Raw genomic sequence first — 25,161 nt, forward strand, 5'->3', positions numbered from 1 at the left:
CCTGCCGCCGGCTCAGGTGACGTCGGCGACGCTGAACGGCTGGTCGGACCGCGCGGCCAGATACTCCGGGCGGGGTGCGGGCGCCCGGAACGGGTCACACAGACGGTTCTCCACCGAGTTGAACACCAGGAAGATGTTGGACCGCGGGAACGGTGTGATGTTCGACGCGGACCCGTGCATCATGTTCGAGTCGAACCACAGGGCGTTGCCCGCCGGGCCGGTGACCTGTTCGATGCCGTGCTGGTCGGCCGCCCTCGTCAGGGTGGCCCGATCAGGCACGCCGATCTCCTGCTTGACCAGTGAGGCCGAGTGGTGGTTCTGAGGCGTCGCACCGACACACGGGTAGAAGGTCTTGTGCGAGCCCGGCATCACCATGAGAGCGCCGTTGTAGGCGAAGTTCTCGGTCAGAGCGATCGAGCACGACACCGCCCGCATCAGCGGCATGCCGTCTTCCGCGTGCCACGTCTCGAAATCGGAGTGCCAGTAGAAGCCGCCGCCGGTGAATCCGGGCATCATGTTGATGCGCGCCTGGTGCAGGTAGACGTCGGAACCCATGAGCTGGCGTGCCACGGGCAGCACGGTATCGAGGGTGACCACTTCGGCGATCAGATCGCTGAGCAGGTGCGGCTGGAACACCGAGCGGATGCCGCCGGACGACTCACGGATGATCCGCGGATCGGTGGCGTCAGCACGCGTGCCGATCTGCTGCAGCTCCTCGCGAAGGGGCGGAAGCCAGTTCTCCTCGACGGTCCGGGGCCGCACCAGGAAGCCGTTGTCGGCGGCTGATTGCAGCTCGGCGTCGGTCAACGGGCCGTCGGCCTCCTGGCCCCACACCGTCGGCTCGATGCGGGCGATCGGCTCGACGGCATGCTCCAGCCGGGTGGGGTAGTGGTCGTGGCGCCGGTCGATTGCGGGCGCGGTCATCGGACTGCCACCGACGGGGGATATGCCCCGGTCTCGTCGTGCACCTCCTGCCCTGTGACGGGCGGGTTGAACACGCAGAGCATGCGCATCTGTGTGGTGCAGCTGACGCGGTGCCGTTCGTGACCGTTGAGCAGGTACATCGTTCCCGGGCTCAGCGGATGCTCCTCGCCGGTCTCGCGATTGGTCAGGGTGCCGTTGCCCTCGACGATCCACACGGCCTCGACGTGGTGCTGGTAGTGGAACTCGCTGACCGTGCCGGCCGCGATGGTCGTCTCGTGGAATGAGAAGCCGACGCCGTCGTCGGCGAGGATGATCCTTTTCGACCGCCAGTTCTCGGCGGATACGTCGCGGTCGGTGCCGGTGATATCGGCGGTGGTGCGCACGATCAAAGGTCTCATCTCCTTTCAGATCAAATGGGGGCCGCCTCAGGACAGGGTCGCGGCGACCGCTTCTGCCAGGATATCGATGCCGGAATCGAGATCGGCCGCGGTGGTGGTCAGCGGCGGGAGCAGCTTGACCACCTCATCTGAAGGGCCACTGGTCTCCATCAGCACACCGCGGTCGAATCCCGCGCGGCAGACTTCGGCGGCCAACGCGGTGTCGGCAAACTTCAACCCCTGGGCCATTCCGCGACCACGCGCACTGACGCCTTCGTGGGTGGCGGCGATCTGCTCGAGGCGGTCTCGGACCTGTCCACCCTTCGCTGATGTCTCATCGGCGAACGACGCTGTGCTCCAGTATGTCTCGAGGGCCTTCGTCGCGGTGATGAAGGCCGGATTATGGCCACGGAAGGTTCCGTTGTGCTCACCGGGCGTCCACACGTCCAGCTCACGCCGGAACAGTGTCAGCGCCATCGGCAGGCCGTATCCACTGATCGACTTCGACAGGGTGACGATGTCCGGCACGATCCCGGCCTCTTCGAAGCTGAAGAACTGTCCCGTGCGTCCACAGCCCATCTGCACGTCGTCGACGATCAGCAGAATGTCCCGGCGGCGGCACAATTCGGCCAGGGCCTGCAGCCATTCGGCACGGGCCACGTTCAGTCCGCCTTCACCCTGAACCGTCTCGACGATCACCGCGGCAGGATGGTTGAGCCCGCCGCCCGAGTCGTCGAGCACCCGCTCGAACCAGTGGAAGTCTTCGGTCGCGCCGCCGAAGTAGTTGTCGTAGGGCATCGGGGTCGAATGGACCAGCGGGATTCCCGCGCCGGCGCGCTTCATCGAGTTCCCGGTGACCGACAACGCTCCCAGCGTCATACCGTGAAATGCGTTGGTGAAGTTGATGATCGACTCGCGACCGGTGACCTTGCGGGCCAGCTTCAGCGCGGCCTCCACGGAGTTGGCGCCGGTGGGGCCGGGGAACTGCACCTTGTAGTCGAGGCCGCGGGGACGCAGGATCAACCGCTCGAAGGTCTCGAGGAACTCGGTCTTGGCCGATGTCGCCATGTCCAGCGAGTGCACGATCATGTCGTTGGTCAGGTAGTCGAGGAGTGGTTTCTTGAGGGCCGGGTTGTTGTGCCCGTAGTTCAGCGCTCCCGCGCCGGCGAAGAAGTCGAGGTATCGGCGGCCCGCGGCATCGGTCAGCCAGGATCCCTGGGCGATTTCCATGGTGGTGGGCCAGCTGCGGCAGTAGCTGCGGACCCCCGACTCGACCTCGTCGTACACGTCGGGAAGGTCGGCCTCGTACAGGGGCGCGTTGAGAGTGGGGAGTGACATGGGTCCTTTCACGGATGTGATGGGGCGAGAGTCGCGGCGATCGGGCCGATCCGCAATATCGGTTCGTCCTCGTGCGTCTGGTCGGCATCGTGTGCCTGATCGGCGTCAAAATGTGCGGCCACAAATCGTGGGTGCTCGCTCATCGGTACGCCGTGCCGCCGTGCGAACCCTCCGAAAAGCGCGCGCGAGGCGGTGTTGGTGGGGGCGACCGTGGCCTCCACGGTGACAGGGTGGCCGTGGCGGTCTTCACGGACCCGGCGGGTGAGGGCATCGAGCATGCAGGCCGCCAGGCCGGCGCCCCGCGCTGAAGCGGCTACCGCCACCTGCCATACGAACAGCACTTCCGGCCGGGTGGGCGGGTGGTAGCCGGTGATCAACCCACAGAGATCACCGTCGCGAACAGCCACGATGCTGGTGTCGGCGAAGTCCGTTGCCATCAGCAGGTACGTGTAGGTGGAGTTGAGGTCGAGGACTTCGGTTTCGGCGACCAGGCGCCGCATGGCGACCGCATCGGCATCGGCGGGTCGACGGAGGAATCGCTCCCACGAATATGATTGTCCAACTTCGCGATTCGCATCGCTTGAGCCTGCGATCGGACTCTCCAGTCCATCACGCAGTTTTTGTAGATCCACTGAGATTTGGTTCACCACCGAACAAGTCATCAAATAAGTCAGTTACGTTTCTCGGCGATTCGACCGTATTTCAGCAAATCTCTGGAATCAAGCTGTGACGTCGCTGTAATCGGCCGTCTGAAAGCTGCAACAACCGCGTTCACCTGCCCGAATGACGGACGGGCGGCGTCTCCGGATCATTTCGTTGCTGTTACCGAATCGTTATGAACCAAGGTGTGAGTCGCAGTGTCATTCGCACGAAATGGCCTGAATGCCAAAGGAATACGTGGACGACGACGCCGCCGTGAGTATGACCTGGGTCACATGTTGGGCAAAGAGTCCACACCCAGTCGGGTGTGGTTTGACACCGAACGGACGCGGTGGGTGACGCCGGCTACTGGCGGCCGCGCTTCACCTGGTTGAACGGGACGCCTCGATCGGCAGCGGGTTCCCGCGGGAACCCGAGAATTCGTTCGCCGATGACGTTGCGGGCCATCTCCGAGCTGCCACCGCCCAACGAGCCGGTCTGTCGGGACAGGTAACGCACCCCGATGTCATCCATCAGGCCGGCGAGTTCGCCACCCTCGTCGACCACGCCTGCGGTGCCGGCGATGGCCAGCGCGGTGTCGACCTCCAACTCGGTGGTCTCGGCATGGAACAACCGGATCAACGTACCGGCGTTGGGCGGCAGCGAGCCGTCTGAGATGGCTTGTGAGACATGATGGATCAGCTGGTCCTTGACGATCCGGCGCACCAGTGCGCGGCCGGCCAGGTCCTGGATCCGGGTGTCCTCGCCCTGCCCGGTGGCTTCGGCCAGCGCGACGTGGTCGGGCGGCATTTCACTGGCATTCTCGGCACCGGTTCCGCTGGCGAACTCAGAGCCACCGCCCACCGCGCGCCGCTCATGGAACAGCTGGCGGGACGCCACTTCCCACCCCTTGTTGACCTCACCCACAACGGCGTCGTCATCGAGTTCGAGGCCGTCGAAGAACTCTTCGCAGAACTCCTCGGAGCCGTTGACCTCCTTGATGCGGCGCATCGTGATTCCCGCAGCCTTCAACGGCACCAGGAACATCGTCAGACCTTCGTGTTTGGGGACGGTCCAGTCGGTGCGCGCCAGCAGCAGTCCGTAATCACCGGCGAATGCGCTGGTGCTCCATGTCTTGGCGCCGTTGACCACCCACGTGCCGTCTCTGCGGTCGGCTCTGGTGATGACACCGGCCAGGTCCGAACCACCGCTGGGTTCGCTCAACAGCTGCACCAGGATCTCGTCGCCGCGGATCGCGGCCGAAATACGTTCGCGCTTCTGGGCTTCGCTGCCCATGTCGAGAATCGTTGCGGCGCAGATGGTGAAGGTCGGGACGTTGAGGATCAGTGGCATCTCATAGCGGCGGCACTCGGCGTCGAACGCCTTCTGGTAGGCGTAGTCCAATCCCAGACCGCCGTACTCGCGCGGGAAACAGATGCCCGCGAATCCGCCGTCGTGGAGTCGCTTCTGCAGTTGCTTGGCGTGGTCCCACGATGCCTGATCGGCGCGCACCGAGAACGGAGGATTGTCGGGATCGACCCGCGGCATGTTCTCGGCCAGCCACACCCGTGCCCGTGCCGCGAAGTCGGCCACCGATTCGGTCGTCTGCGTTGACATCGCGGTATCGGTCATGGATTCGACTCCTGCGTCGTCGTTTCGCGTGCGCGCGGTTCGGCGCTCAGCGCGTACACCTCGCGGTGGTGGTCTTCGGGGGAACCGAACATCGCCCGGTAGAGCGCAACACGTCTGAGATACAGGTGAAGATCGTGCTCCCAGGTCACGCCGATCCCGCCGTGCAGTTGCACGCAGTCCTGAAGCATCGCTGGAGCGCGTTCGGCCACATAGGCTTTGGCGACACTAGCGAACTTCTGAGCCTCGGGCGAACGTGCCGAGACCGCCGCAACAGCTCCCGCCGTGGTGGCCCGGCACGCCTCGAACCACATCTTCATGTCGGCCGCACGGTGCTTGAGTGCCTGATAGGACGCCAACGGCCGGCCGAAGCTGTGCCGGTCGAACAGCCACTGGTTGGTCATCGCCAGGACCGCATCGAGGATGCCGACGATCTCGGCACACTGGAGCACAACGGCGATCTGCTGCTGGCGCTCGATGATGGCCGGGGTCTGCTCGGCGGTACCGACGGCGGCGGATTCGTCCACCTCGACGGCGTCGAATTGCACCCGGGCGTAACGCTTGACCAGGTCGACGGACTTCTGCGGGGTCACCGTGATCCCGGCGGTGTCGATCGGCACCAGGAACTGCCTGATCTCGCCGCCACAGGTGGCGACCACGAGCACAGCGTCGCTGTCGGTTCCTGCTTCGACGCGGTCCTTCACGCCGTCGATCCGGTAACCGGATTCGGTGCGTGTGGCGGTCGTGCCGGCCTGTAGCGGAGCGAACGGCCGGGTGGGCTCATACACAGCCCAGGATGCCACCGCTTCGCCGCTCACGAGAGCTTCGATATACGCCTCGTGCCCGCCGGGCGCTTCGACGAGACCGGTCAGCACGACGCTGACCGGATGCAAGGGTCCCGGCGCGACCGTGTGGCCGACCTGTTCGGCGACCAACGCCAGATCGGCGACACCGTCGCCGGAGACACTGCCCCCGCCGAGTTCTTCCGGTACCAGCAGACTGGCCCAGCCCAGCTCGGCCGCCCGCTGCCACCAGTCCTTTTCGAAGGCGACGCCGGAAGCATGCAGTCCCCGCACACTGCTGAGCGAGCCTTCCTTCTCCAGGAACGCCTGGGTGGTGGAGGCGAAGAGCATCCGCTCCGGATTGGCGATGTCGGTCATGGGATCGGTCCAGCCTCTTTGCGCTCGCAGGTGTCTCGGGTCAGGTCAGGACGAGCGCGGGCACATCCGGCTTGTAGACCTTCTTGCTGGGGACCTTGAAGAGGTCGACCATGTTGCCGCCCATCACCTTTCGGACACCGCTGTCGTCGAGGCCCATCCGCTCCAGGTCGCTGACCAGGTTGATGGGGTCCGCCAGGCCCTCGGGGTGCGGCCAGTCCGAGCCGAAGATGACGCGGTCGATCCCGCACAGATCCGCCATCTGCTTGAAGTCGTCCTCCCAGAACGGCGCGACGTAGACGCATCGCTTGAATGCCTCGATCGGATCCTCGGGGAACTCCTGCGGCATCTTCGAGTAGACGTCTTTGAATTGGTAGAACAGGTAGGGCACCCACGAGGCGCCGTTCTCGACCGACAGGATGCGCAGATCCGGGTTGCGGGTCAGCGCACCGTGGCACACCAGTGCCGCCATGGTGTCCTCGATGGGGCGCTTACCCATCGCGACCATCCGGAACGATGTCGGTTTGAACGGCTTGAACTCGTCTCCGGGCTCCCAATCATTGAGGTACGCCGCATATCCGCTGTCCGACGCGTGCATGGACACCGGGATGCCGGCCTTCACGCAGGCATCCCAGAAGGGATCGAACTCGGGCAGGCCGAAGGAGCGACTGCCGCGATACCCGGGAACCGGCGCGGGACGCACCAGAACGGTCTTGGCGCCGCGTTCCACGCACCATTCGAGTTCCTCGATCGCGCGGTCGACGTTGGCGAGGTTGATGACCGGGGTGGAGAAGATGCGATTCTCGTAGTTGAACTGCCATGTCTCATACATCCATTGGTTCAACCCGTGGACGATGTCGAGGATGGCCTCGGGGTCGTCCTTGAGGCGCTCCTCGACCAGGGATGCCAGCGTGGGAAACATCAACGTGTAATCCAGGCCGAGCCCGTCGAGCACCTCGAGGCGGGCCTCGGGGTTGCGGAATGCGGGGATCGCCTTCATGGGCTTGCCCATGATCTCGCGGAAACTCTTGCCACCGCTGCCGTGCCGGAAGTATTCCTCCTGGGCGCCGGGTTTGGCGACCACCTCGAACGTGGGGTTCGGGATGTAGTCGCTGATCGTGTTGCGAACCATGATCTTGGTGCGGCCGTGCACCTCGATGTAGTCGATGATCCCCTTGCGGTGATCCGGCAGGAACTGTGTCAGCGCCTCTTTGGGCTCGTAGAAGTGGTTGTCGGCATCGAACACCGGATAGTCGAGGATGCGAGACGGCATGATGTGGGCTCCTGACATGTCGTATTTGCGCGAACCGGTAATGGCATTACCGGTTTAGTGGTAACGACATTACCACGCCTGAGTGTAACGATGCCAGAGCTGCTCACGCCGTCATAGTCCCTGTTCAGGGCGATTTAGCGGCGAGGCCGCGGAGGCAGAACCGATACAGGTGGCCGCCGTCGATCGGGATCCCGTTCAGCTCGGCGCCCAGTTCACGCATCGGCAGTGCTCCCAGCACGGTCTGCATCATGATCGCGGCGTCGGTGTCGACGTCGAGGTCGGGGCGAAAGACACCCTCGGTGATACCGCGGCGCAGCACGTCGCTGACGAGTTCGTGCAGTGGTGCGAGAACCTTGGCGAACTCCTTGGGCCGGGTCTCCAGCAGGTGGTCGTTGTAGTAGGTCAATCCCCGGTTGATGCTGTCCTGGGTGGTGGATTCGGCTGGTGCGCAGATGCGCTCGATCAGCACGCGCAACGCGTCGTCGCTGTTCATCGGCCCGATCTCGGCACGCCACCGCTCGGTGGCGTCGGCCATGATCCTCTCGACCAGGGCCAGCAGCAGCTCGTCCTTGGTGGCGAAATGCTGGTAGAACGCCCGCAGTGAGGTCTTGGAGCGTTCGACCACCTCGAGGACGGTGAAATCGGTGCGCCCCGTCTCGCCGAGTATCGCCAGCGCCGACCGCATGAAACGGCTGGCGCGGGATTCGGTTTCGGCGCTGACCGCGGGTTCCGGCTGAGCCTTTGCCGACATGCCGCACCGCCTTTCGCTCCGGGGTAGGTGTTGGTAATGACGTTACCGCTATCGGCGAACCTCGGTTACTGTTCCCTCGACAGTTACCGAGAGGGAGGCGCTTGAGGATGACCGCGGATTCGGCGCAGGTGCAGTGGACGGTCCAGGAATTGCTCGATCTCTTCGACGCTCGGCCCGGTGAAACGGACACGTTCACCGCGCAGACCGGACCCGCAGGCGAGGATGAACGGCAGGTGGTCGAGGGCACCCAGGTCCTCGCGCAGTCGATCGTGGCTGCTGCCAAGCGGTTTCCGGACAAGTCGGTGCGCTCGGTGCACTCGGTGTTCGCCAGGGCCGTCATGGTCGGTGCGGGACCGGTAGAGCTCGACATCGATGTCGTCAGCGAAGGCCGTTCCACCGCAACGGCAGTCGTGACGGCGACGCAGAACGGCAAGCGCTGCATCACGACGACGGTGCTCGCCGACGTGCCGACCGGTGATGTGATCCGTCATCACCTACCCCGGCCCGAGGTGTCCGGCCCCGCCGACTCCCATCTGTCCCCGATGCCCATGATGGGCCGCGAGTTGCGCCTGGTCGACGTCGAGGACGTGAACAGCCCCGACGAGGTCGGTCCACCGGAGCTGTACGCCTGGCTGCACTACGATCCGATCCCCGAGCGGGACGACCTCGCCAAGGCGCTCATAGCGTATTTCACAGGGCATCTTGGTATTTCGACGACGATGCGGGCGCACGAAGGCATCGGGACCAGCCAGGCGCACCTGACCGTCTCGACTGCTCCGATGACGGTCTCGGTCAGCTTTCACGAGCCGGTGCGCTGGGACGGCTGGCTGCTGTACACCCACGAGAGCACCCAGGTGGGTGCCGGCATGTCCTACGTCCGCGGGGCAGTGCACACCCAGGAGGGCGAGCTCATCGCATCCTTCGCCCAGGACGGCCTCATCCGTCCGCTGCGACAGGTCGACACCTCGATCAAGGAACAGTCGCGCCTCTAAGCCGCCACGGCCGAGCGCAGCACGTCCAACGGCAGACCGCCGAGATCCAGTGCCCGGCCGTGGAACTCCTTGAGTGAGACTCCTCGGGCCTGCACCTCGTCGCGCAACTGCTGCCAGATCCGCTGCCCGATCGCGTAGGACGGCGCCTGGCCGGGCCAGCCGAGGTAGCGGTCCAGTTCGAACCGAAGATTCTCCTCGGCCATCGCGCTGTGCGACTGCAAGAAGGTCCACGCACGATCGGCGTCCCAGATGCCGCCGTCTGGCGCGGTCAACCCGCAGTGCACCCCGATGTCGATGACGACTCGTGCTGCCCGGAAACGTTGGGCATCAAGCATTCCCATGCGGTTGCCAGCGTCGTCGAGCCAGCCGAGCTCGGCCATCAACCGTTCGGCGTAGAGCGCCCAGCCTTCCCCGTGCCCGGACACCCAGCACCCGAGCCTGCGCCAGCGGTTGAGTCGATCGGCCAGCATCACCGCGCGGCCGATCTGCAGATGATGCCCCGGGACACCTTCGTGGAACACCGTGGTGGTCTCCTGCCAGGTGTGGAACGTGGTCACGCCGTGGGGGACCGACCACCACATCCGTCCCGGCCGGGTCAGGTCTTCTGACGGCCCGGTGTAGTAGATGCCCCCGGTGTGGGTCGGCGCGATCCGGCACTCCAGGTTGCGCAGTGGTTCGGCGATGTCAAAATGGTGCCCGGCCAGGGAATCGACCACGCGGTCGGACAGGTTCTGCATCCACTCCTGCAGCGCATCGGTACCGTCGATGAGGTAACGCGGTTCGTCGTCCAGTCGCCGCAGCGCCTCGGCAGCCGAAGCGCCGCGATAGAGCCGACCCGCGATCGAATCCTGTTCGGCCACAATCTTCTGCAGTTGATCGAGTCCCCAGTGATAGGCCTCGTCGAGATCGACCTCTGCTCCCAGGAACGATCGGGACAGCACGCTGTAGGCATCGCGCCCACAGGCGTCCACCTCACGAGCGTGCGGGCCGATGTCGTCGCGGAACACCGTCACCAGGGACGCGTACGCGCCGGCAGCCGCCTGAGCGCTTCGCCTGAGTTCGTCGCGCAGCGTGTCGTCATTTACAGAGGTGGCGGCGACCATGTCGACGAAGAGATGCTGAATCTGGCCGGATTGTTCGATGGCCCTTCGCAGCTGACGCGCAGCAGGTGCGCGACCGGCCGACACCGCGGCGCGCAAGCCGTCGGCATAACCGGAGACCCGCTTCGGGATGAGTGACAGTCTGCGGTTGATCACCGCCCAGTCGTCATCGGTGTCGGTGGCCATCAGGTCGAAGACGTCGCGCATCGTCTGCAGCGGTGACGCGATCACGTTCAGCTCACCGAGGTCCAGGCTTGCTTCGTGCTTGTCGATCAGCACGCCGAGCCGCTCGCGCATCGCGGCGACGGTGACCACGTCGACGTCGTCGACGGGTTCGGCCCCGTCCAGCTCCCGCAACGCGACCCGGGCCGCGTCGGCCCGCGCGGTCACCCCGTCGGGTGAGTAGTCGGTGATCTGGTCGTCGTAGCCTGTGATGCCCGATTCGGTTGCCGCACAGGGATCGAGGGCTGCCGACGCGGTGAGGTAACGCTCGGCGACGGCGTCGACGGCGGTGGTGGGCCTAGCCAAGGTTGTTGGTCGCGAAGGTGTCGCACTTGTTCGGGTCGCCGGTCTGGTAGCCGACGGTGAACCACTTCTGCCGCTGCTCGGAGGAACCGTGTGTCCACGACTCCGGGTTGACCCGTCCCGTCGCCGCCTCCTGGATCCGGTCATCACCTACCGAGGATGCGGCCGACAGGGCGTCGGAGATGTCCCTGTCGCTCAAAGGCTCCAGGAACGGCACATCGGTGCCGTCCTGTTTGGTGATCGCCGCGTAGTGGGCCCACACACCCGCGTAGCAGTCGGCCTGCAGTTCGGTACGCACGCCGCCACCCGTGGGGCCTTCGGGATCCTGCTGAGCACGGCCGAGCACTCCCTGCAGGTTCTGCACGTGGTGGCCGAACTCGTGGGCGACCACATATTCCTGGGCGAAAGGCCCGCCGCTGGAACCGAACTGATCAACCAGGACGTCGAAGAAGTCGGTGTCGAAGTAGGCGGTCTGATCGGCCGGGCAGTAGAACGGTCCGACAGCACTGTTCGCCGGTCCACACCGGGTGTCGACCTGGCCGGAGAACAGCCGGATGGACGGGCGGGTGTATCCGGGCAACAGCTGCTCCCAGACCTCGTCGACCGAGTTCCCCGTCGCCACCACCCGGCACTGCACGATGGCGTTCGCGTCCGCGCCGGTCCTGCACTGGCTCAGATCGAAGCCCGGAGCCTCGACGCCCTGGGTGTCCATCTGTGGCTGCTGGGGGAGCACCGTGCCCGGATCGACGCCGAGGAACAAGGCGACCACCACGATCAGCAGCCCACCGATACCGCCCCCGACCGCGATGCCGCGGCCGGGACCTCGGCCCCCGCCGCTGCTGGACGTGGTGCTGGTGTCGATCTGCATGCCCTCGTTGAAGGTCATTGCGCCACCTCATCAACTTTCGCCGCCGCGCCTGCCACCCAGGCCGGTCAAGCTTTGCACATACGATTTCTCCTGTGGCAGTTGTTGTCGGACATTCCCCGGTGGTGCACACCGCCTCGGGCGCCCTGCGCGGCGACACCGAGGGAGGGATCGGGGTCTGGCGCGGTGTGCCGTATGCCGCGCAACCGGTGGGACAGCGCCGGTTCCTGGGGCCGGGTCCGCTCGCTCCGTGGCAGGGGGTCCGGGATGCGCGCGAACACGGTCCACTGCCTCCGCAGACCAAATCGTTCGTCGGGGGCGGGCGGGACGACCCGAAGGTGCGTGACGAAGCCTGTCTGACCCTGACGGTGTGGTCGCCGGACACCTCAGCGGCACTGCCGGTCATGGTGTGGATCCCCGGGGGCGCCTTCGTGTACGGCGCCGGGCAGTTCCAGCTGTACAACGGCTCGCGACTGGCGGCCAACGGCAACGTGGTGGTGGTCAACATCACCTACCGGATCGGGGTGTTCGGCGGGTTCGAGCTCAGCGACCTCGGCGAGGGTTTCGACGACAACCTGGCGCTGCGAGATCAGATCGCCGCCTTGGCCTGGGTGCGGGACAACATCGCCGCCTTCGGCGGGGACCCGGCTCAGGTCACCGTGTTCGGCGAGTCGGCCGGGGCCACGTCGGTGTTGGCGTTGCTGGCCAGCCCCGCGGCCGAGGGACTGTTCCACCGGGCGATCGCGCAGAGTCCCGCGCTGCCGTTGATCGCCGACCGTGAACTCCGGGCAGCCCGGGCACATGAGTTCCTCGGACGCCTCGGGGTGGGTGCATCCGAGGTCAAGGCGTTGCCGCAGCGCCAACTGCGCCGCGCGGCCGGGATGGTGCAGCTCAAGAGCGCGGCCACCACCCCGACACTGGCCTACGGATTGACCCACGGCACGGAGTTGCTTCCCCGGCACCCGGTCGAGGCCGCCCGTACCGGTGAGTTGGCGCGGATGCCGCTGATCATCGGCACGAACAGCCACGAGGCATCGATGTTCGCCTGGACCAAACCGCCGATGCTGCCCACGACGCGGCCCACGGTCGACGCCTACTTCGCGAGGGTGGCGCCGGAGGCCAAAGAGCGTGTGCTGCAGGCATACCCGGACTATCCGCGCCGTCGCGCGCTGATCGACCTGGGATCCGACGTCATGTTCGGCGCCCCTGCCTGGGCGTTCGCCGATGCATACAGCGTGCACGCGCACACCCGCATGTACCGCTTCGACCACTTCGGTCTGAGCCTGCGCATGCTCGGCCTCGGCGCCACACACGGCAGTGAGATCGTGCATGTCCAGCACAGCTACGCGTCGTTCATCGGCCGCAAACTGCACCCGTTCGGCCGGCGGCTGCAGCCACCGGTAGGTCGCCGGATGCAACGCGCCTGGCTGGATTTCGCCCACGGCGAGGGGGTGGGGGAGGCGGACTGGCCCGTCTACGAAACCCCGCGCCGACGCACCCGGCTGATCACCACCGCCCGTGACGTCGTCGCCGAAGACCCCGACGCGGTCCGGCGGACCGCGTGGGACGGGGTGTACTAAGTCATCGCCCTGGCCAGCGCGACATGACCGTCGAAGCCGGCCTGCTCTGCGCGGGCGCGATAGCAGTCCCGCAACGCCACGTAGCCGTCCTGATCACCGGCGGCCCGTGCCGCCATCGCCCGAAGCCGCAGCAATGGAAGTTCGTGGTAGAGGAACATCGGTTCGGTCGGCATCGCGGCCAACCGGTCGATCGCGGCCCCGGCCTCAGCGAGGTCGCCGACACGCTTGCGGGCGAGCAGGGCCTCGACCAGGACCGAGGTGGACCACCCGCGGTTGATGCCCTCGCCGCATCGGATCTCCTCGTCGAGGACGTGCCGGCTCAGGGCCACCGCGGTGTCGAAGTCGCCGGTGCGGATCGCCTCGGTGGCGAAGTCCAGGTCGACGCACCAGGCCGCGATGATCGTGTACCTGTGATCGAGCGCCACCTCTCGTGACCTGGCCAGCAGCTCGAACCCGAGCTCGCGATCCGCCCCGCCGCGCCGCACCAGCACCAACCCGTGGGTGAACTCGGCATTGGTCAGCAGGAAGTTGTCGCCGAACTGCCGGGCGATCTCGAGCGCCTCCGCGGTGTCGTGGAGCGCGGCGTCGTCGGGCTGCAGCGCCCAGTTCAGCGCGGCGATGTATTTGAACATCACCACGGTGGAGTAACTGAACTTGTCGACGGCGCGCGCGATCGCCAGTGCGGAGTCGAAATCCTCACGCCAGCCCGGAATTCCGAGGCAGCACCGCGTCGAAGCTCTCATCACCAGGGCCATGGCCAGCGGCGAGCCGAAGATCAGGTTGCCCATCGTCGGGTCGCCGGCGGACAGGTCGATGGCGCGCTGGGCCAGTTCCAGGGCCTCGGCCATCTCGCCGGCATCCCATTTGGCGATGCTGCTCACCATCGGGATCAGCGCAACCGCCAGTTCCGGATCGCCGATCGAATCGATCAGCGTCAGCTGCTCAGAAGCCAGTAGGGACGCCTCGGTGTAGCGGCCGTGAAAGTTCAGCATCTGAACCATTCCGGACATCGCGATGGTCAGCGACCGCTTGTCGCCGGCCTCGACCGTCAGCTGCCGCAGCTCGTCGAAGCCGACCTCGTGCAGCTCGCCGCCCACCCGCCAGCGCGTCGCGCACAGCAGGGTGCGGGGAGCGATCCGCAGCGCCAAACGTTCGGGATCATCGGCCGGGAGCCGGTCGGCGACCTCGGCGGCCCGCTGCCAGCTCATGCGCGCCGCGGTGATATCGCGGTGGGTGGCCAGGGTTCCGGCCTTCATGTGCCAGTCGAAGGCGTCACGCAGGTCGCCCGCGGCCTCCATATGGGTGGCGATCAGCGCAGCGCTCATGGTGCCCGCAGCGGAGTCCGCCTGTTCGATCGCCACGGCGATCGATCGGTGCAGCTCGGCCCGGCTCGATCGCAACTGCGTTTCGTAGGCGACCGCATGTGTCAGGGGATGGCGGAATGCGTACTCGGCGGGTTCTGCGGCTACCTGCGTGATCAGCTCGGCGTCGGTCAGGTCGGCCAGTGCCGGTGTGGAGAGCACCGAGGCGAGCAGGTGCTGCGGGAACGGGGAGCCGATCACCGCAGCCGCGTAGAGCGTCCGCTTGGCCGACGGGGCGAGGCGATCGATACGGGCGGCGATGGTGGCCTGCACCGTCGCCGGGACTGCGACGTCGGCGCCACCCGAGCACGTGTAAGCGCCGCGGTTGCCGGTCAGGATGCGGCGCTCGGCCAGGTCCCGGACGATCTCCTCGATGAAGAACGGATTGCCGGCGGCCCGATCGGCGATGCGGCATGCGAGCTCGCCGACCGAGGGATCGGTGCCCAGCAGCGACGCGACGAGTTCGGATGACGCCGCGGCGTCAAGCGGATCCAGCCGGATGGTGGCGTCCGCCGTCAAGGCCAGCGCGCCCGTGTACTCCGGGCGGTGGGTGATCAACACCAGGGCGGGAGCTGTGGATACCGCGCCGAAGAGATCGCTCAGAATCGCCTCGCTGACCTCGTCGATCCAGTGCGCATCCTCGATGACGTAAACGGCGGGCCTGTGCCGCGCCAGCAAGGCGGAATTCAGCAGCGCGGTGAGTCGTCGCCTGCGGGCATCCGGATCCATGTCGGTGACCTGCTCGCGATCGCTGACGCCCAGCATGTCGTCGAGGATCGCAAGATCGTCGCGATCGGCCGCCGGAAGCGCCGACCGTGTTGCGGCGCGGGCGTTTTGCGCCGATCGGCCGACGATGCCGAAGAACGACCGCAGTAACTCGGCGGCGGCGTCGAACGGTACCTCGCTGGTGTGGGACCGGCAGTATGCCCAGAACACGTCGACATTTCGCGTCGCGGCCAGCGCCGCGACCTGCCGGGTGATCCGGCTCTTGCCGATGCCGGGCGGACCGGAAAGCGACACAACTGTCCCGCGGCCGCTGATCGCGGCGTCGAGTCCGGCCAAGGCGTCGTTGATCTCGGCACGGCGTCCGACGAACGACGCTTCGCCGGGTCGTGCTCCCTGGTGGTCGGCGAGGCCGAGTAGTCGCCGCCCCGGGACCGGGTCGGTCTCGCCCTTGACGTGCACCCACTCGGGGGGCCCGAGGCGGGCGGTGTGTTCCACCAGATGCGCGGTCGTGTGCGACAGCATCACCACCCCTGGTGGGGCCGCCGATTCCATCCGCTGTGCGAGACCGACGGGTAACCCGGTCGCCGTGTAGCCCAGCGAGCTCGCACCGAATTCCCCGGCAATGACGCGGCCCGAATTGAGTCCGACGCGCAACTGCAACACCAGGCCGTCCCGGCGAAGAACGTCGGCTGCCAACCGGCTGGCCCCGGTCTGGATGTCGAGCGCGGCCAGACAGGCGCGAAATGCGTGATCCTCCAGTGCTATTGGAGCACCGAACAGCGCCATCACGCCGTCACCGGTCGACTCGACGCTTCCCCCGTAGCGGCGCACCACCCCGGCCGCCTGCTCGACCACGGAGGTCATGACGTCCCGAAAGCGTTCGACGTCGAGCGCGGCCGCGATCTGCATCGAGCGGACGACGTCGACGAACAGCACCGTGACCTGCTTGTACTCGGCTGGTCGAGACCGTGGTGACAAGGCCGCACCGCAGCCCTCGCAGAAGCGCGCACCAGTGCGGGGTTCGATGCCGCAGGCTGGACACCGAGCCCGTCGTTCACCCATTTGCGTCCCCCGACGCCCACGCCGGCTTGATGGGCCCACGATAACCCCGCCGCTGGGGCTGCGCGCGGGTTATCCGGTGCCGAAACGTTCGTCGGTGTAGCGGCGCAGTCTGTGCAGGAAACTCTGGAACATCCGGCCCATCACCGGTTGGCCCACGAAGAGCCCGAACCGCCCTGCCGGGCCGCTGGGCTTCATCGCCATGATCCACGTCAGATGACAACCGGTCGCCGTAGGTACGACGTGGTAGTCCTCGGCGAAGGCGGCAATGGCGCCGGTGGTGGATTCGTTGAAGCGAAAGGCCATTCGGGTGAACGGTTCCCAGGCCAGGAACTCCTCGTCGCCGGTGATGCCGCCGCGCATGTCGACCGTGCGGGTGGTGCCGACGCCCCGCGGTTCAGGGCTGGTCCAGGTCACTTTGGTGATGACGCGCGCCCACTTCGGCCAGGAGGTCTCGTCGGCGAGCACCTCGAAGAGTTGTTCCGGGGTGATCGCCAGGTCGACCGTGCTGACGAACCGGTACGGCGCCCGGTCGACGAACTCCAGATCGACGCGTTCGCAGGGATGACGCTTGGCCATGGCCCGTCCCTTTCGCAGCTTGAGCCCCACTGGACAGATCACGATAGCTGTCTAGTCAGAGCGCCGGGCGCGGCCCCTTAGACTGAGCAGTCGTTTGAGAACCCTGACTCGAGGAGTACTTCGTGCTGCGCACCCGCACCGCCGGATCGTTGCGCGCCGCCGACGCCGCCCAGACTGTGACGCTGGCCGGCTGGGTGGCGCGTCGACGCGACCACGGCGGCGTCATCTTCATCGACCTCCGCGACGCCTCCGGGGTGTCCCAGGTGGTGTTCCGCGAGGGTGACGTGCTGGCCCAGGCCCACCGGCTGCGCTCGGAGTTCTGCGTCGCCGTCACCGGTGTCGTCGAGATCCGGCCGGAGGGCAATGCGAACGCGGAGATCACCACCGGCGATGTCGAGGTCAATGCGACGTCGCTGACGGTCCTGGGGGAGAGCGCCCCACTGCCGTTCCAGCTCGACGAGACCGCGGGTGAGGAGGCGCGCCTGAAGTACCGCTATCTGGATTTGCGCCGTGAGGGTCCGGGGCAGGCAATCCGGTTGCGTTCCAAGGTCAATGCCGCGGCCCGAAGTGTGCTCGCTTCGCATGATTTCGTCGAGATCGAGACGCCGACCATGACCCGGTCGACACCGGAGGGCGCGCGCGACTTCCTGGTTCCCGCCCGGCTGCAACCAGGCTCCTTCTATGCGCTGCCGCAGAGTCCGCAGCTGTTCAAGCAGCTGCTGATGGTCGCCGGGATGGAGCGCTACTACCAGATCGCGCGGTGCTACCGCGACGAGGATTTCCGCGCCGACCGCCAACCCGAGTTCACCCAGCTGGACATGGAGATGAGCTTCGTCGACGCCGACGACGTCATCGCGGTGTCCGAGGAAGTGCTCCGGGCGCTGTGGGCGCTGATCGGCTACGACCTGCCTCTTCCGCTGCCGCGGATCAGTCACGCCGACGCGATGCGCAGGTTCGGCTCCGACAAGCCCGATATGCGGTTCGGGCTGGAGCTGGTGGAATGCACCGACTACTTCTCCGAGACCCCGTTCCGCGTGTTCCAGGCGGCCTACGTCGGTGCGGTGGTCATGCCGGGTGGGGCGTCGCAGCCGCGCCGCACCCTCGACGGATGGCAGGAGTTCGCGAAGCAGCGTGGTCACAAAGGCCTGGCCTATGTGCTGGTCGGCGACGACGGCGAGCTGAGCGGGCCGGTCGCCAAGAACCTCTCCGACGACGAACGGGCCGGTCTGGCCGCGCACGTCGGCGCCAGTCCGGGGGACTGCGTGTTCTTCTCGGCCGGGTCGGCGAAGTCCGCCCGCGCGCTGCTGGGAGCGACCCGGATCGAGGTCGCCAAGCGCCTCGATCTGATCGATCCGACCGCGTGGGCGTTCACCTGGGTGGTGGACTGGCCGCTGTTCGAAGCCGCCGACGAAGCGGCCGCCGCCGGGGACGTGGCCGTGGGGTCGGGGGCCTGGACCGCGGTGCACCACGCGTTCACCGCGCCGAAGCCCGAGTCCGAGCAGACCTTCGACACCGAACCGGGATCCGCGCTGGCCGATGCCTACGACATCGTCTGCAACGGCAACGAGATCGGCGGCGGCTCGATCCGTATCCATCGCCGCGACGTTCAGGAGCGGGTGTTCGCGATGATGGGCATCGATCACGATGAGGCCACCGACAAGTTCGGGTTCCTGCTGGACGCGTTCACCTTCGGCGCTCCGCCGCACGGTGGTATCGCCTTCGGCTGGGACCGGATCGTCGCGCTGCTCGCCGGGGTCGACTCGATCCGCGAGGTCATCGCGTTCCCGAAGTCCGGTGGCGGGGTCGACCCGTTGACCGACGCGCCCGCGCCCATCACGGCGCAGCAGCGCAAGGAATCAGGAATCGACGCCAAGCCGGAGAGCTCGTCTCGGCATAGCGGCTAGCCGAGGTCTCGCTGGATTCTCGCTGCGGCGCGTTCGGCGAGCCCGGGGAACAGTGGCCCCGCGGCCCGCACCTGTGCGGCCGGCACGGCCGGTCGCACAGGCCCGCCGACAGGAGAGCCGGTCGGACGCTGCGTTGGTGGCTCGGCGGCGGGGCGGAGCCGCCGCTGATCTCCCATCTGCGGCCTGAACTCCACACCGGGCGGCATACCCATCAAGGTGCCGCGCGCCCTCGCGGCCGCCTGACCGAAACTATCGGGGTTCACCTGAATGCTCTGATCCTCGCGCGCGGGTCTGACCGAAAGGCCTGTCGGGCGTATTGCACTGGGTAGCTGACCGCCGTCATGTCTGGGTACGAAAGCTGGAATCTGGCGATCCACCGCTGGTAGACCGCCGTCTTCGACACCGGCGGCCGGTGTCGTTCGACTTCCGTCATCTCGGTCAGGCGGCGCCGGCCGCGTCGTCTCCGCGGGATCTCTTCTATCCGGCATCGCCGGAAAGGTGCTGGACGGCTGAGCCGGGGCGGGTTGGGCGCCCGTCGCGTGCTCGAGATACTGCCGCCACGCCTGCAGATAGCCGAAGAGTTGCTGCGTGTAGTCGGCCGGCATCGGCGGTGCGGGTGGTGGGGGAGCCGTCGGTATCGGCGGGGTAAAGGGAGGCATGGGAGGCATGCCCCATGGCGCGCTTGGGAACGGCATTGCCGCTGTGATGCCCGGCGTCAACGGTTCAAGGACCTGCCGCCAGGCTTGGAGATAGGCATTGAGCTGCTGGTTGTGCTCGGGTGGGTACGTCATGGTCGGCCTCCGTAGGTCGGTGGGGCAAGGGGTGCGGCGACGGTGTCCACGGGATGGGGCAACGAATGCTGGCAGTACGCCGAGTCGAGGATCCGCAGTGCGCGGGTGTCGGGCGGTTCGCGGTTCTCGATGTCGAAGATGTAGCAGTAATCGCCGGCCGGGGTCGGCATCCGGATCGGGCTCGACAAACCCTGGTCGAGCAACCCGTAGGGAAACAACCAGGGGAGGGTTGTTCTCTCTCGGCGATCGGTGCCGCCCGAACCCACCCATACGTAGTGGTCGAGGATGGCATTGACGGCGTGACGCGCCGACTCGCATGCCGCCTCCATCGAGGTCATGCGCGTGAACGTCTTGGTCCACGTGCCCGCGAACACCACCGAGTTGTGGTGGACCTGGTAGCCGCCGTGGCGAGCCTGCCAGACATGTCGCTGCTCGAGATCCTCGAGCCACGATTCGGCGGTCGGCACGAAGGTCCAGGAGGTGTTGTGCGGGTTCCACGGTTCACCGCCGGGCCGGTTCTCCCAATCCCCGATGATCGGAACGAGATATGGCGTTTCGTTGCGCACCACGCGACCGCTGCCTTGTCCGGGGCCGTGTTCCATGATCAAGCCCCGGTCGAGCGCATACCAGGCCGGCCACGGCAGCAGTTCCTCCGGGGCGTTGTCGACGTTGCTGGTGAGAGAGGCGACGATCTGTCGCCAAACTTCCGAGGCGATCTCGTCGGCGGTGCAGTCGCGCGCGGCTTTGCCGCGCCCCAGTTCGTCCAGCAGATGGCGGGAAGGGGTGTTGAAATCCCCGATGTCGACCGACAGAACAGACACGTGGCCGTCGCGGGCGAGCCTCGGCCGGTTCTCCCACAGGCCGTGCTGGTTGATCGACGACAGCGCCCACTCCGTCTTCGAGTAGTACATGTGGCCGCGAAGCAGCTGAAATTCGGTGTCGAAGTAGTACTGGATACCGCTCAACGTCTGGAAGCGGTCCCAGGGCACCCGGCCCATCTCGGCCATGGCGTAGGGGTCGCGACGGGGTCGGGGACGGGTGGTCTCCGGTTGCAGGGGTCCGTCGGGTGGCGGCGCGAGGGTGGTGAACCCGTCCAGTCCCGCGACGGTGCCACCGGTGCCGGCGCCCCGTAGATCTGCCGTAATCGTCTCGGCTGCAGGCGCATCGACGGCTACCACGGTGTAGTCCGGGGTCAGCTGGGTACCGTCGTTCAGCGTGATCTGCACCCGCGGCCTGAGGTGGGCCTGCTGTGACGGGTCGACGGTGGGCGGCAGGAGGCGATCCGCTCCACCGCGGACGAAGCGGACCCCGAGTGTGAGCAGGTGTCGATACCAATGGTCGAACCATGCCTCGGTGGTGGGACCGTTGAGCACGCCGTCGGCCTTGTTGTCGCGACGGTCCATCTGCAGCTGGAGCTGGAGATAGGTGGTGAGGTTCGTGCGAGCGTCCCCCCAGCGAGAGTCGAAGGCCGCCAGCACTTTCGGCATTTCGAGCAGCAGCTCGTGGAATTTCGGCGTGTAGGAGTAGCGCGGGGGCCCGGTCGCACTGTCGCGACCGACGAAGAAGTCGTAGGCAGAGATGTTCTCGAGTTCTTTCGCGCGCCGCAGCGGGCTGGTGACGAGGTATCGCAGCAGCCGGGCGACGAAAGTCTGGACATCGCCCACGGTGAATTCCAGTTCCGCGAGCTGACCGACGATGCTGAGGAACTCCGCCGGGCTGCGTGGCGCTTCGCGGGGGAAAACGAGCGACGGCTTGCCGTCCACCGTGGTGCCCTGGGTGACGACCCGCCTGACGTTGTCCAACACAGTACGTGCGGTCGGTTCCCAACTTGCCTGGCCGCCAGCTGCTTTCACGCATTGATAGACGGGGATGCGCTGGAAGAGATCCCAGGTGTGCAGGTAGTAGGCGGGGAAGAAGCGGAAGCCGTGTTCGCCGGCGACGGCCCGGCCCGGGAGCCGTGGCCGACCCCGCTGTCCCGGGAATGAGCGGAGCTCGGCTCGACTGCCGCCGTGGCTGCCCACGGTCGAGTACTGGGAAGCGGCCAGGCCGCCGAGCTTGACTGGCGGGTAGTGGCCGACCGGCTCGGGTCCGAGCCCAATGCGTTCGTCTTCGCGGAATTCGTAGACGGTGACGTCGAATCCACGCTCCGCCAGCTCGTGAGCGGCGGTCAAGCCCGCGATGCCGGCACCGAGTACCGCAACGGTCGGGCGTCGTTCGCACGAGGCCGGTGTCATGATGTGCCCGCTCACGGCGCCCCCTTCCGGAGCGCACCCAGAAGTCCGGGCTGTGACGGCGCCCGGACGGCGGCGTGGACATATGCCAGCAGCGTGTCGTGCGCACGCTGGACGTCGTCGAGCGCACCCTGCACGCTCACGATGCCCGCCTCCACCGCCTCGGCAAGGCCCACCTTCGCGTCGAGCACCTCGAGGATGGCGGCGCGGGAGGTGTTGATTCGCACGCGTGCGGTGAGGGCACAGCCGTCGGCGACTTCGAGTTCGTGCCCACCTGACAACGAGAACAGTTCGCGGTCGACGTCGAGCGCGACGACCAGTGGCCCGAGTCGGTAGAGCAGAAGCCGGTAGCTGTCGGGCACCTCGTCTGCAAGGTGTCGGATCGAACGTCGCAACAGCGACGAGACCAGTTCAGCCATAGAGGAACTCGAATACCCCGGCACCGTGGAAGTCGAGCAGTTCCCCTCCTACCGTGCCGGTCAACCGGGCGGTGCCGCTCGCCTCGCAGAGCACTGTCGACCTGTCGAGGCTGACTTCACTGGGCTGCGCCAGCCGGGCATAAGACCTGGCGCGGAACTCGGCATGCACACTGTCACCGGCCCGCTCGGCCGAGATCTTCACGCATTCCGGCACACCGGGCGCCTGGCCGTCGAGAATCAGCCGCATCTGGGGCGGCAGCGTGCAGTCCGGGCTGCCGGGAAGCACGCCGTGACTCCGCGTTCTCACTGCGGCATGCCGGAATATCGCGGCTGGTTCGTCATGGTGCCAGACATACAGTGCCTGGGACAGATAGTTCACGCGTGCCCGGTCGGTCATCTGCAGGAACACCATCGACCAAGGGTCATCCGGCGACTGCGGAAGCACGGTGCCCCATGTCCAACCGAAGTCGTCGCCCCACCGGAAGCGGCCCCAATTGTGGTCGTGATAGGCGAGTTCGTGTTCGATGCGGTGTTCTTGCCCGCCGATCCGCAGCCACCCGTCTGCGCGCAGCCGGGGTACGAACAGCCAGCTCATCCTGCCTTCCCCGATCGGCTGGTTGTTGACGACGAAGGGCCGGCTGACCGACACGAAGTCCAGCTCGCCCCGGATGTGTTGGTCGGGCAGATCGACGATGACCCGGTAGCCGTCGGGCAGCACGTTCATTCGGCTGCCGCCGATCGTCAGCTCACCGAGGTCGGCGGACACGTCGAGCACGGCTTCGTCGAATCGTTGGATGGCGCCGCACCACCGGTCGGTGTGCGCTATGACGATCACCCGGGGAGCGAGACGGTGCCGTCCGGCGCCGGATGGTTCACTGTTGAGGCTGAAATTGATGAGGATGTGCCGACCTCGGCCGTGGATCACGAAGTGGTGCCACTCCTTGAATGCTTGCGGACGGGCGGTGGCCAACAACGGCGCGCGAAGGAAGTCGCTACCGGCGAGGATCGCGTTCATCGCAGCCACCTCGTTGTCACTTGCGGCGTTGTGCTTGACGGTGAATTACGTTGCGGTTGAGCCTTTTCGGCGAGACGTTCAACGGCGTCCCCCAGGCTGGTGAGCCCGAGCAGCAGGTACATCATGTCGTCGTCCTCGGGCAACGCCCCGGTCCTCTCGGGGTCGGCATATTCGGCGAGCGTCCGCACCGAACGCGCAACTCCGACAAGGCCGAGCAGGTAGCCGACGAAGCTGCTCTGTTCGGCCAGTGCCGGATGCGGGTCGGTGAGGCTCATGCGAAACCCTCGGGGCGGAGCCGTGAGAGGATCGCGTCGTCGAGGCCCCGCCCGACAACGGCGTCGGCGAGTAGTTCCGCCCAGGCTTCCGGAGCCGCGCCGGACGCTGCGGGCCCGTCGAGCACGTTGAGGCTCAACGTTTCCCAGATGCGTCGCAGATTCTCCACTGCGCCGGATGCGACCAGCGCGTCGCGCAGCTGCGCTCCATCCGGCGTTTCGGCGTAGCGTCGGCCTTCGGCGATGAGCAGGTCGTGCAGCCCGCGGGCCGCGGCGGGGTTGCCGAGCACTGCGCGCCGGGCTCCGATGAGCAGCTCGTACATCGTGCGTTCGGTGCCGCCGGCCCGCACCGGGGGAGCCGGCAGCAGCTGTGGAGCCTGCTGCTCGATGAGGTCGATGGTGAGTTCCCGGACCCGCTCGAGTTCGGCCAGCATGCCGATCAGGGCTTCTGGAGTCATCGCGTCCGCCCATGCACGTAGTCGACGAGCCCGGCGATCGCGTTCCGGTGCCGGCTGGCTGGGAGCCAGTCGAGTTCTGCCAGCACGGCGGCGGCGTCACGGGCATGACGGGCGGCGATGTCCCTGGCGTGCGTGAGCGACCCGGCGCGCCGGATCAGGTCATAGAGCCAACAGATGTCCTCGAGGCTCTTCGGGGCCGAGACGTGCTGTCCATCCAGGAACTCTCTGATCGTTGCCCGCCCGATTGGGGACAGTTCGCCGCGACCGGAGAGCCGATCCAATACGTCGGTGAGTCCCACCTCGCCAGCGGTGGTCGGCCGCCGCTTGGCGAGGATGTGCACGGCCCGCTCGCGTTCCGCAGGTTCCGCGCACCGCAGAGCATGCAGCAGCATCAGGGTGCGCTTGCCCTCCCACAGGTCGCCGCCGATCTCCTTGCCGTACTCCTCTGGTTCTGCCCGCAGGTTCAGCAGGTCGTCGGTGATCTGGAACGCTGCGCCCAGGTGGCGGCCGAGGGTCTCCAGGGGCGCCAGCTGCTCGGGCCCTGCGCCCGCGGCAATCGCGCCGGCCTGCAGAGGGGTGATGAATGAATACCAGCTGGTCTTGAGCTCCACCATGAGCAGATAGTCGGCGTCGTCGAGACGCCAGGCGTTGGATCGCACCCACTCGAGCTCGAGAGCCTGGCCCTCGACGGTCTGCCGGGTCATGTGCGAGACGGCGCGCAGGATGCGCAGGGCGGGGCCGAGTCCGACGCGCTCCACGTTGTCGAGGAGCGGCTGCAGCGAGAGCGACAACATCGCGTCGCCGACGTTCACGGCGACCGGAACGCCGTGGTCGATGTGCATCGTGGGTTTGCCCCGTCGAAACCAGGATTCGTCCTCGATGTCGTCGTGGATGAGGAAGGCGTTGTGATAGAGCTCGAGCGTCGCCGCCGTCGGAAGTATGGCGTCGAGGTGACCGCCGAGCCCGAGGCACATCGCGATGCTCAGCGCGGGCCGCAAAGCCTTTCCGCCGCGGCGAGGGTAGTCGAGGATGAGCTCCCGCAGTCCGTTGGAACCCTCACCGGCGCCGTAGATCCGGGTGATCTCGCCGTCGCAGGCCTCTTTGCACAGGGCGAGGTATGCGTCGAGCAAGTTGGGCGCGTCGGGGACTGCGGGTGCGTCAGGCAGTGTCGAAGTCATGTCGGATCACGGCCGGCG

At 66.7% G+C, this 25,161-nt stretch carries 22 protein-coding genes; 3 read left to right on the forward strand and 19 right to left on the reverse strand.

Features of this window, described 5'->3' with window-relative positions; genetic code table 11:
- Positions 1–12: 12 nt before the first annotated feature.
- The 8 genes from thpD to ABDC78_RS12695 form a co-directional block, all read right to left on the reverse strand.
- Entirely contained in the window at positions 13–924 is a 912-nt protein-coding gene (gene thpD / locus ABDC78_RS12660; RefSeq protein WP_178358456.1) for an ectoine hydroxylase, read from the reverse strand.
- A complete protein-coding gene (locus ABDC78_RS12665) occupies positions 921–1,313 on the reverse strand; it encodes an ectoine synthase (protein WP_178358527.1) in 393 nt (130 codons plus the stop codon). Before ABDC78_RS12665 ends, thpD begins: the two co-directional genes overlap by 4 nt.
- 36 nt (positions 1,314–1,349) lie before the next feature.
- A complete protein-coding gene (gene ectB / locus ABDC78_RS12670; protein ID WP_178358457.1) occupies positions 1,350–2,639 on the reverse strand; it encodes a diaminobutyrate--2-oxoglutarate transaminase in 1,290 nt (429 codons plus the stop codon).
- 8 nt (positions 2,640–2,647) lie between these two features.
- Positions 2,648–3,232 carry a diaminobutyrate acetyltransferase gene (gene ectA / locus ABDC78_RS12675; protein WP_347133499.1) on the reverse strand — a complete coding sequence of 195 codons (585 nt, stop codon included), beginning with the start codon at positions 3,230–3,232 and terminating at the stop codon, positions 2,648–2,650.
- 412 nt (positions 3,233–3,644) lie between these two features.
- Positions 3,645–4,910 (reverse strand): acyl-CoA dehydrogenase family protein, encoded by a 1,266-nt coding sequence (locus ABDC78_RS12680; RefSeq protein ID WP_178358459.1) that lies wholly within the window; start codon positions 4,908–4,910, stop codon positions 3,645–3,647.
- The gene (locus tag ABDC78_RS12685; protein WP_178358460.1) at positions 4,907–6,067 is read right to left on the reverse strand and encodes an acyl-CoA dehydrogenase family protein; all 1,161 of its coding nucleotides are present in this window, start codon (positions 6,065–6,067) and stop codon (positions 4,907–4,909) included. Before ABDC78_RS12685 ends, ABDC78_RS12680 begins: the two co-directional genes overlap by 4 nt.
- A 40-nt stretch (positions 6,068–6,107) precedes the next feature.
- A complete protein-coding gene (locus tag ABDC78_RS12690) occupies positions 6,108–7,337 on the reverse strand; it encodes an amidohydrolase family protein (RefSeq protein WP_178358461.1) in 1,230 nt (409 codons plus the stop codon).
- 124 nt (positions 7,338–7,461) lie between these two features.
- Positions 7,462–8,088 (reverse strand): TetR/AcrR family transcriptional regulator, encoded by a 627-nt coding sequence (locus tag ABDC78_RS12695; protein ID WP_178358462.1) that lies wholly within the window; start codon positions 8,086–8,088, stop codon positions 7,462–7,464.
- Positions 8,089–8,195: 107 nt separating this feature from the next.
- On the opposite strand from ABDC78_RS12695, the gene ABDC78_RS12700 reads away from it, so the two are divergent.
- Complete coding sequence (locus ABDC78_RS12700; protein ID WP_178358463.1) at positions 8,196–9,080, forward strand: acyl-CoA thioesterase domain-containing protein; 885 nt, start codon at positions 8,196–8,198, stop codon at positions 9,078–9,080.
- Here the strand turns inward: ABDC78_RS12700 and ABDC78_RS12705 are convergent.
- Together ABDC78_RS12705 and ABDC78_RS12710 are read right to left on the reverse strand one after the other, a co-directional pair.
- Entirely contained in the window at positions 9,077–10,708 is a 1,632-nt protein-coding gene (locus tag ABDC78_RS12705) for a DUF885 domain-containing protein (RefSeq protein WP_178358464.1), read from the reverse strand. The genes ABDC78_RS12700 and ABDC78_RS12705 overlap by 4 nt on opposite strands.
- A complete protein-coding gene (locus ABDC78_RS12710; RefSeq protein WP_178358465.1) occupies positions 10,701–11,591 on the reverse strand; it encodes a neutral zinc metallopeptidase in 891 nt (296 codons plus the stop codon). Before ABDC78_RS12710 ends, ABDC78_RS12705 begins: the two co-directional genes overlap by 8 nt.
- Positions 11,592–11,665: 74 nt before the next feature.
- Between ABDC78_RS12710 and ABDC78_RS12715 the strand changes: the two genes are divergently transcribed.
- Positions 11,666–13,150 (forward strand): carboxylesterase/lipase family protein, encoded by a 1,485-nt coding sequence (locus ABDC78_RS12715; protein WP_178358466.1) that lies wholly within the window; start codon positions 11,666–11,668, stop codon positions 13,148–13,150.
- Here ABDC78_RS12715 and ABDC78_RS12720 read toward each other — a convergent pair.
- Entirely contained in the window at positions 13,147–16,215 is a 3,069-nt protein-coding gene (locus ABDC78_RS12720) for an adenylate/guanylate cyclase domain-containing protein (RefSeq protein ID WP_306172912.1), read from the reverse strand. The genes ABDC78_RS12715 and ABDC78_RS12720 overlap by 4 nt on opposite strands.
- Positions 16,216–16,368: 153 nt before the next feature.
- Positions 16,369–16,875 (reverse strand): SRPBCC family protein, encoded by a 507-nt coding sequence (locus ABDC78_RS12725; protein ID WP_178358528.1) that lies wholly within the window; start codon positions 16,873–16,875, stop codon positions 16,369–16,371.
- Between the two features lie 122 nt (positions 16,876–16,997).
- Between ABDC78_RS12725 and aspS the strand changes: the two genes are divergently transcribed.
- A complete protein-coding gene (gene aspS, locus ABDC78_RS12730; protein WP_178358468.1) occupies positions 16,998–18,779 on the forward strand; it encodes an aspartate--tRNA ligase in 1,782 nt (593 codons plus the stop codon).
- Here the strand turns inward: aspS and ABDC78_RS12735 are convergent.
- From ABDC78_RS12735 to ABDC78_RS12765, 7 genes are read right to left on the reverse strand one after another with little or no spacing between them, the layout of a single operon-like run.
- Entirely contained in the window at positions 18,776–19,570 is a 795-nt protein-coding gene (locus ABDC78_RS12735) for a hypothetical protein (protein ID WP_256736020.1), read from the reverse strand. The genes aspS and ABDC78_RS12735 overlap by 4 nt on opposite strands.
- Positions 19,567–21,819: an FAD-dependent oxidoreductase gene (locus ABDC78_RS12740; RefSeq protein ID WP_347133450.1), complete on the reverse strand. Its 2,253-nt coding sequence runs from the start codon at positions 21,817–21,819 to the stop codon at positions 19,567–19,569. Before ABDC78_RS12740 ends, ABDC78_RS12735 begins: the two co-directional genes overlap by 4 nt.
- On the reverse strand, positions 21,816–22,220 hold the full coding sequence (locus ABDC78_RS12745) for an SCP-2 sterol transfer family protein (RefSeq protein WP_178358469.1): 405 nt from the start codon (positions 22,218–22,220) through the stop codon (positions 21,816–21,818). The genes ABDC78_RS12740 and ABDC78_RS12745 overlap by 4 nt, the downstream gene beginning before the upstream one ends.
- Positions 22,213–23,235, reverse strand: a complete 1,023-nt coding sequence (locus ABDC78_RS12750; RefSeq protein WP_178358470.1) for a hypothetical protein — start codon at positions 23,233–23,235, stop codon at positions 22,213–22,215. The genes ABDC78_RS12745 and ABDC78_RS12750 overlap by 8 nt, the downstream gene beginning before the upstream one ends.
- Entirely contained in the window at positions 23,232–23,510 is a 279-nt protein-coding gene (locus ABDC78_RS12755) for a hypothetical protein (protein WP_256736021.1), read from the reverse strand. Before ABDC78_RS12755 ends, ABDC78_RS12750 begins: the two co-directional genes overlap by 4 nt.
- On the reverse strand, positions 23,507–23,965 hold the full coding sequence (locus tag ABDC78_RS12760; RefSeq protein ID WP_178358471.1) for a hypothetical protein: 459 nt from the start codon (positions 23,963–23,965) through the stop codon (positions 23,507–23,509). Before ABDC78_RS12760 ends, ABDC78_RS12755 begins: the two co-directional genes overlap by 4 nt.
- Entirely contained in the window at positions 23,962–25,143 is a 1,182-nt protein-coding gene (locus ABDC78_RS12765; RefSeq protein ID WP_178358472.1) for a polyprenyl synthetase family protein, read from the reverse strand. The genes ABDC78_RS12760 and ABDC78_RS12765 overlap by 4 nt, the downstream gene beginning before the upstream one ends.
- Positions 25,144–25,161: the final 18 nt, after the last annotated feature.

The organism is Mycobacterium sp. DL (assembly GCF_039729195.1).
GTDB classification, from domain to species: domain Bacteria; phylum Actinomycetota; class Actinomycetes; order Mycobacteriales; family Mycobacteriaceae; genus Mycobacterium; species Mycobacterium hippocampi_A.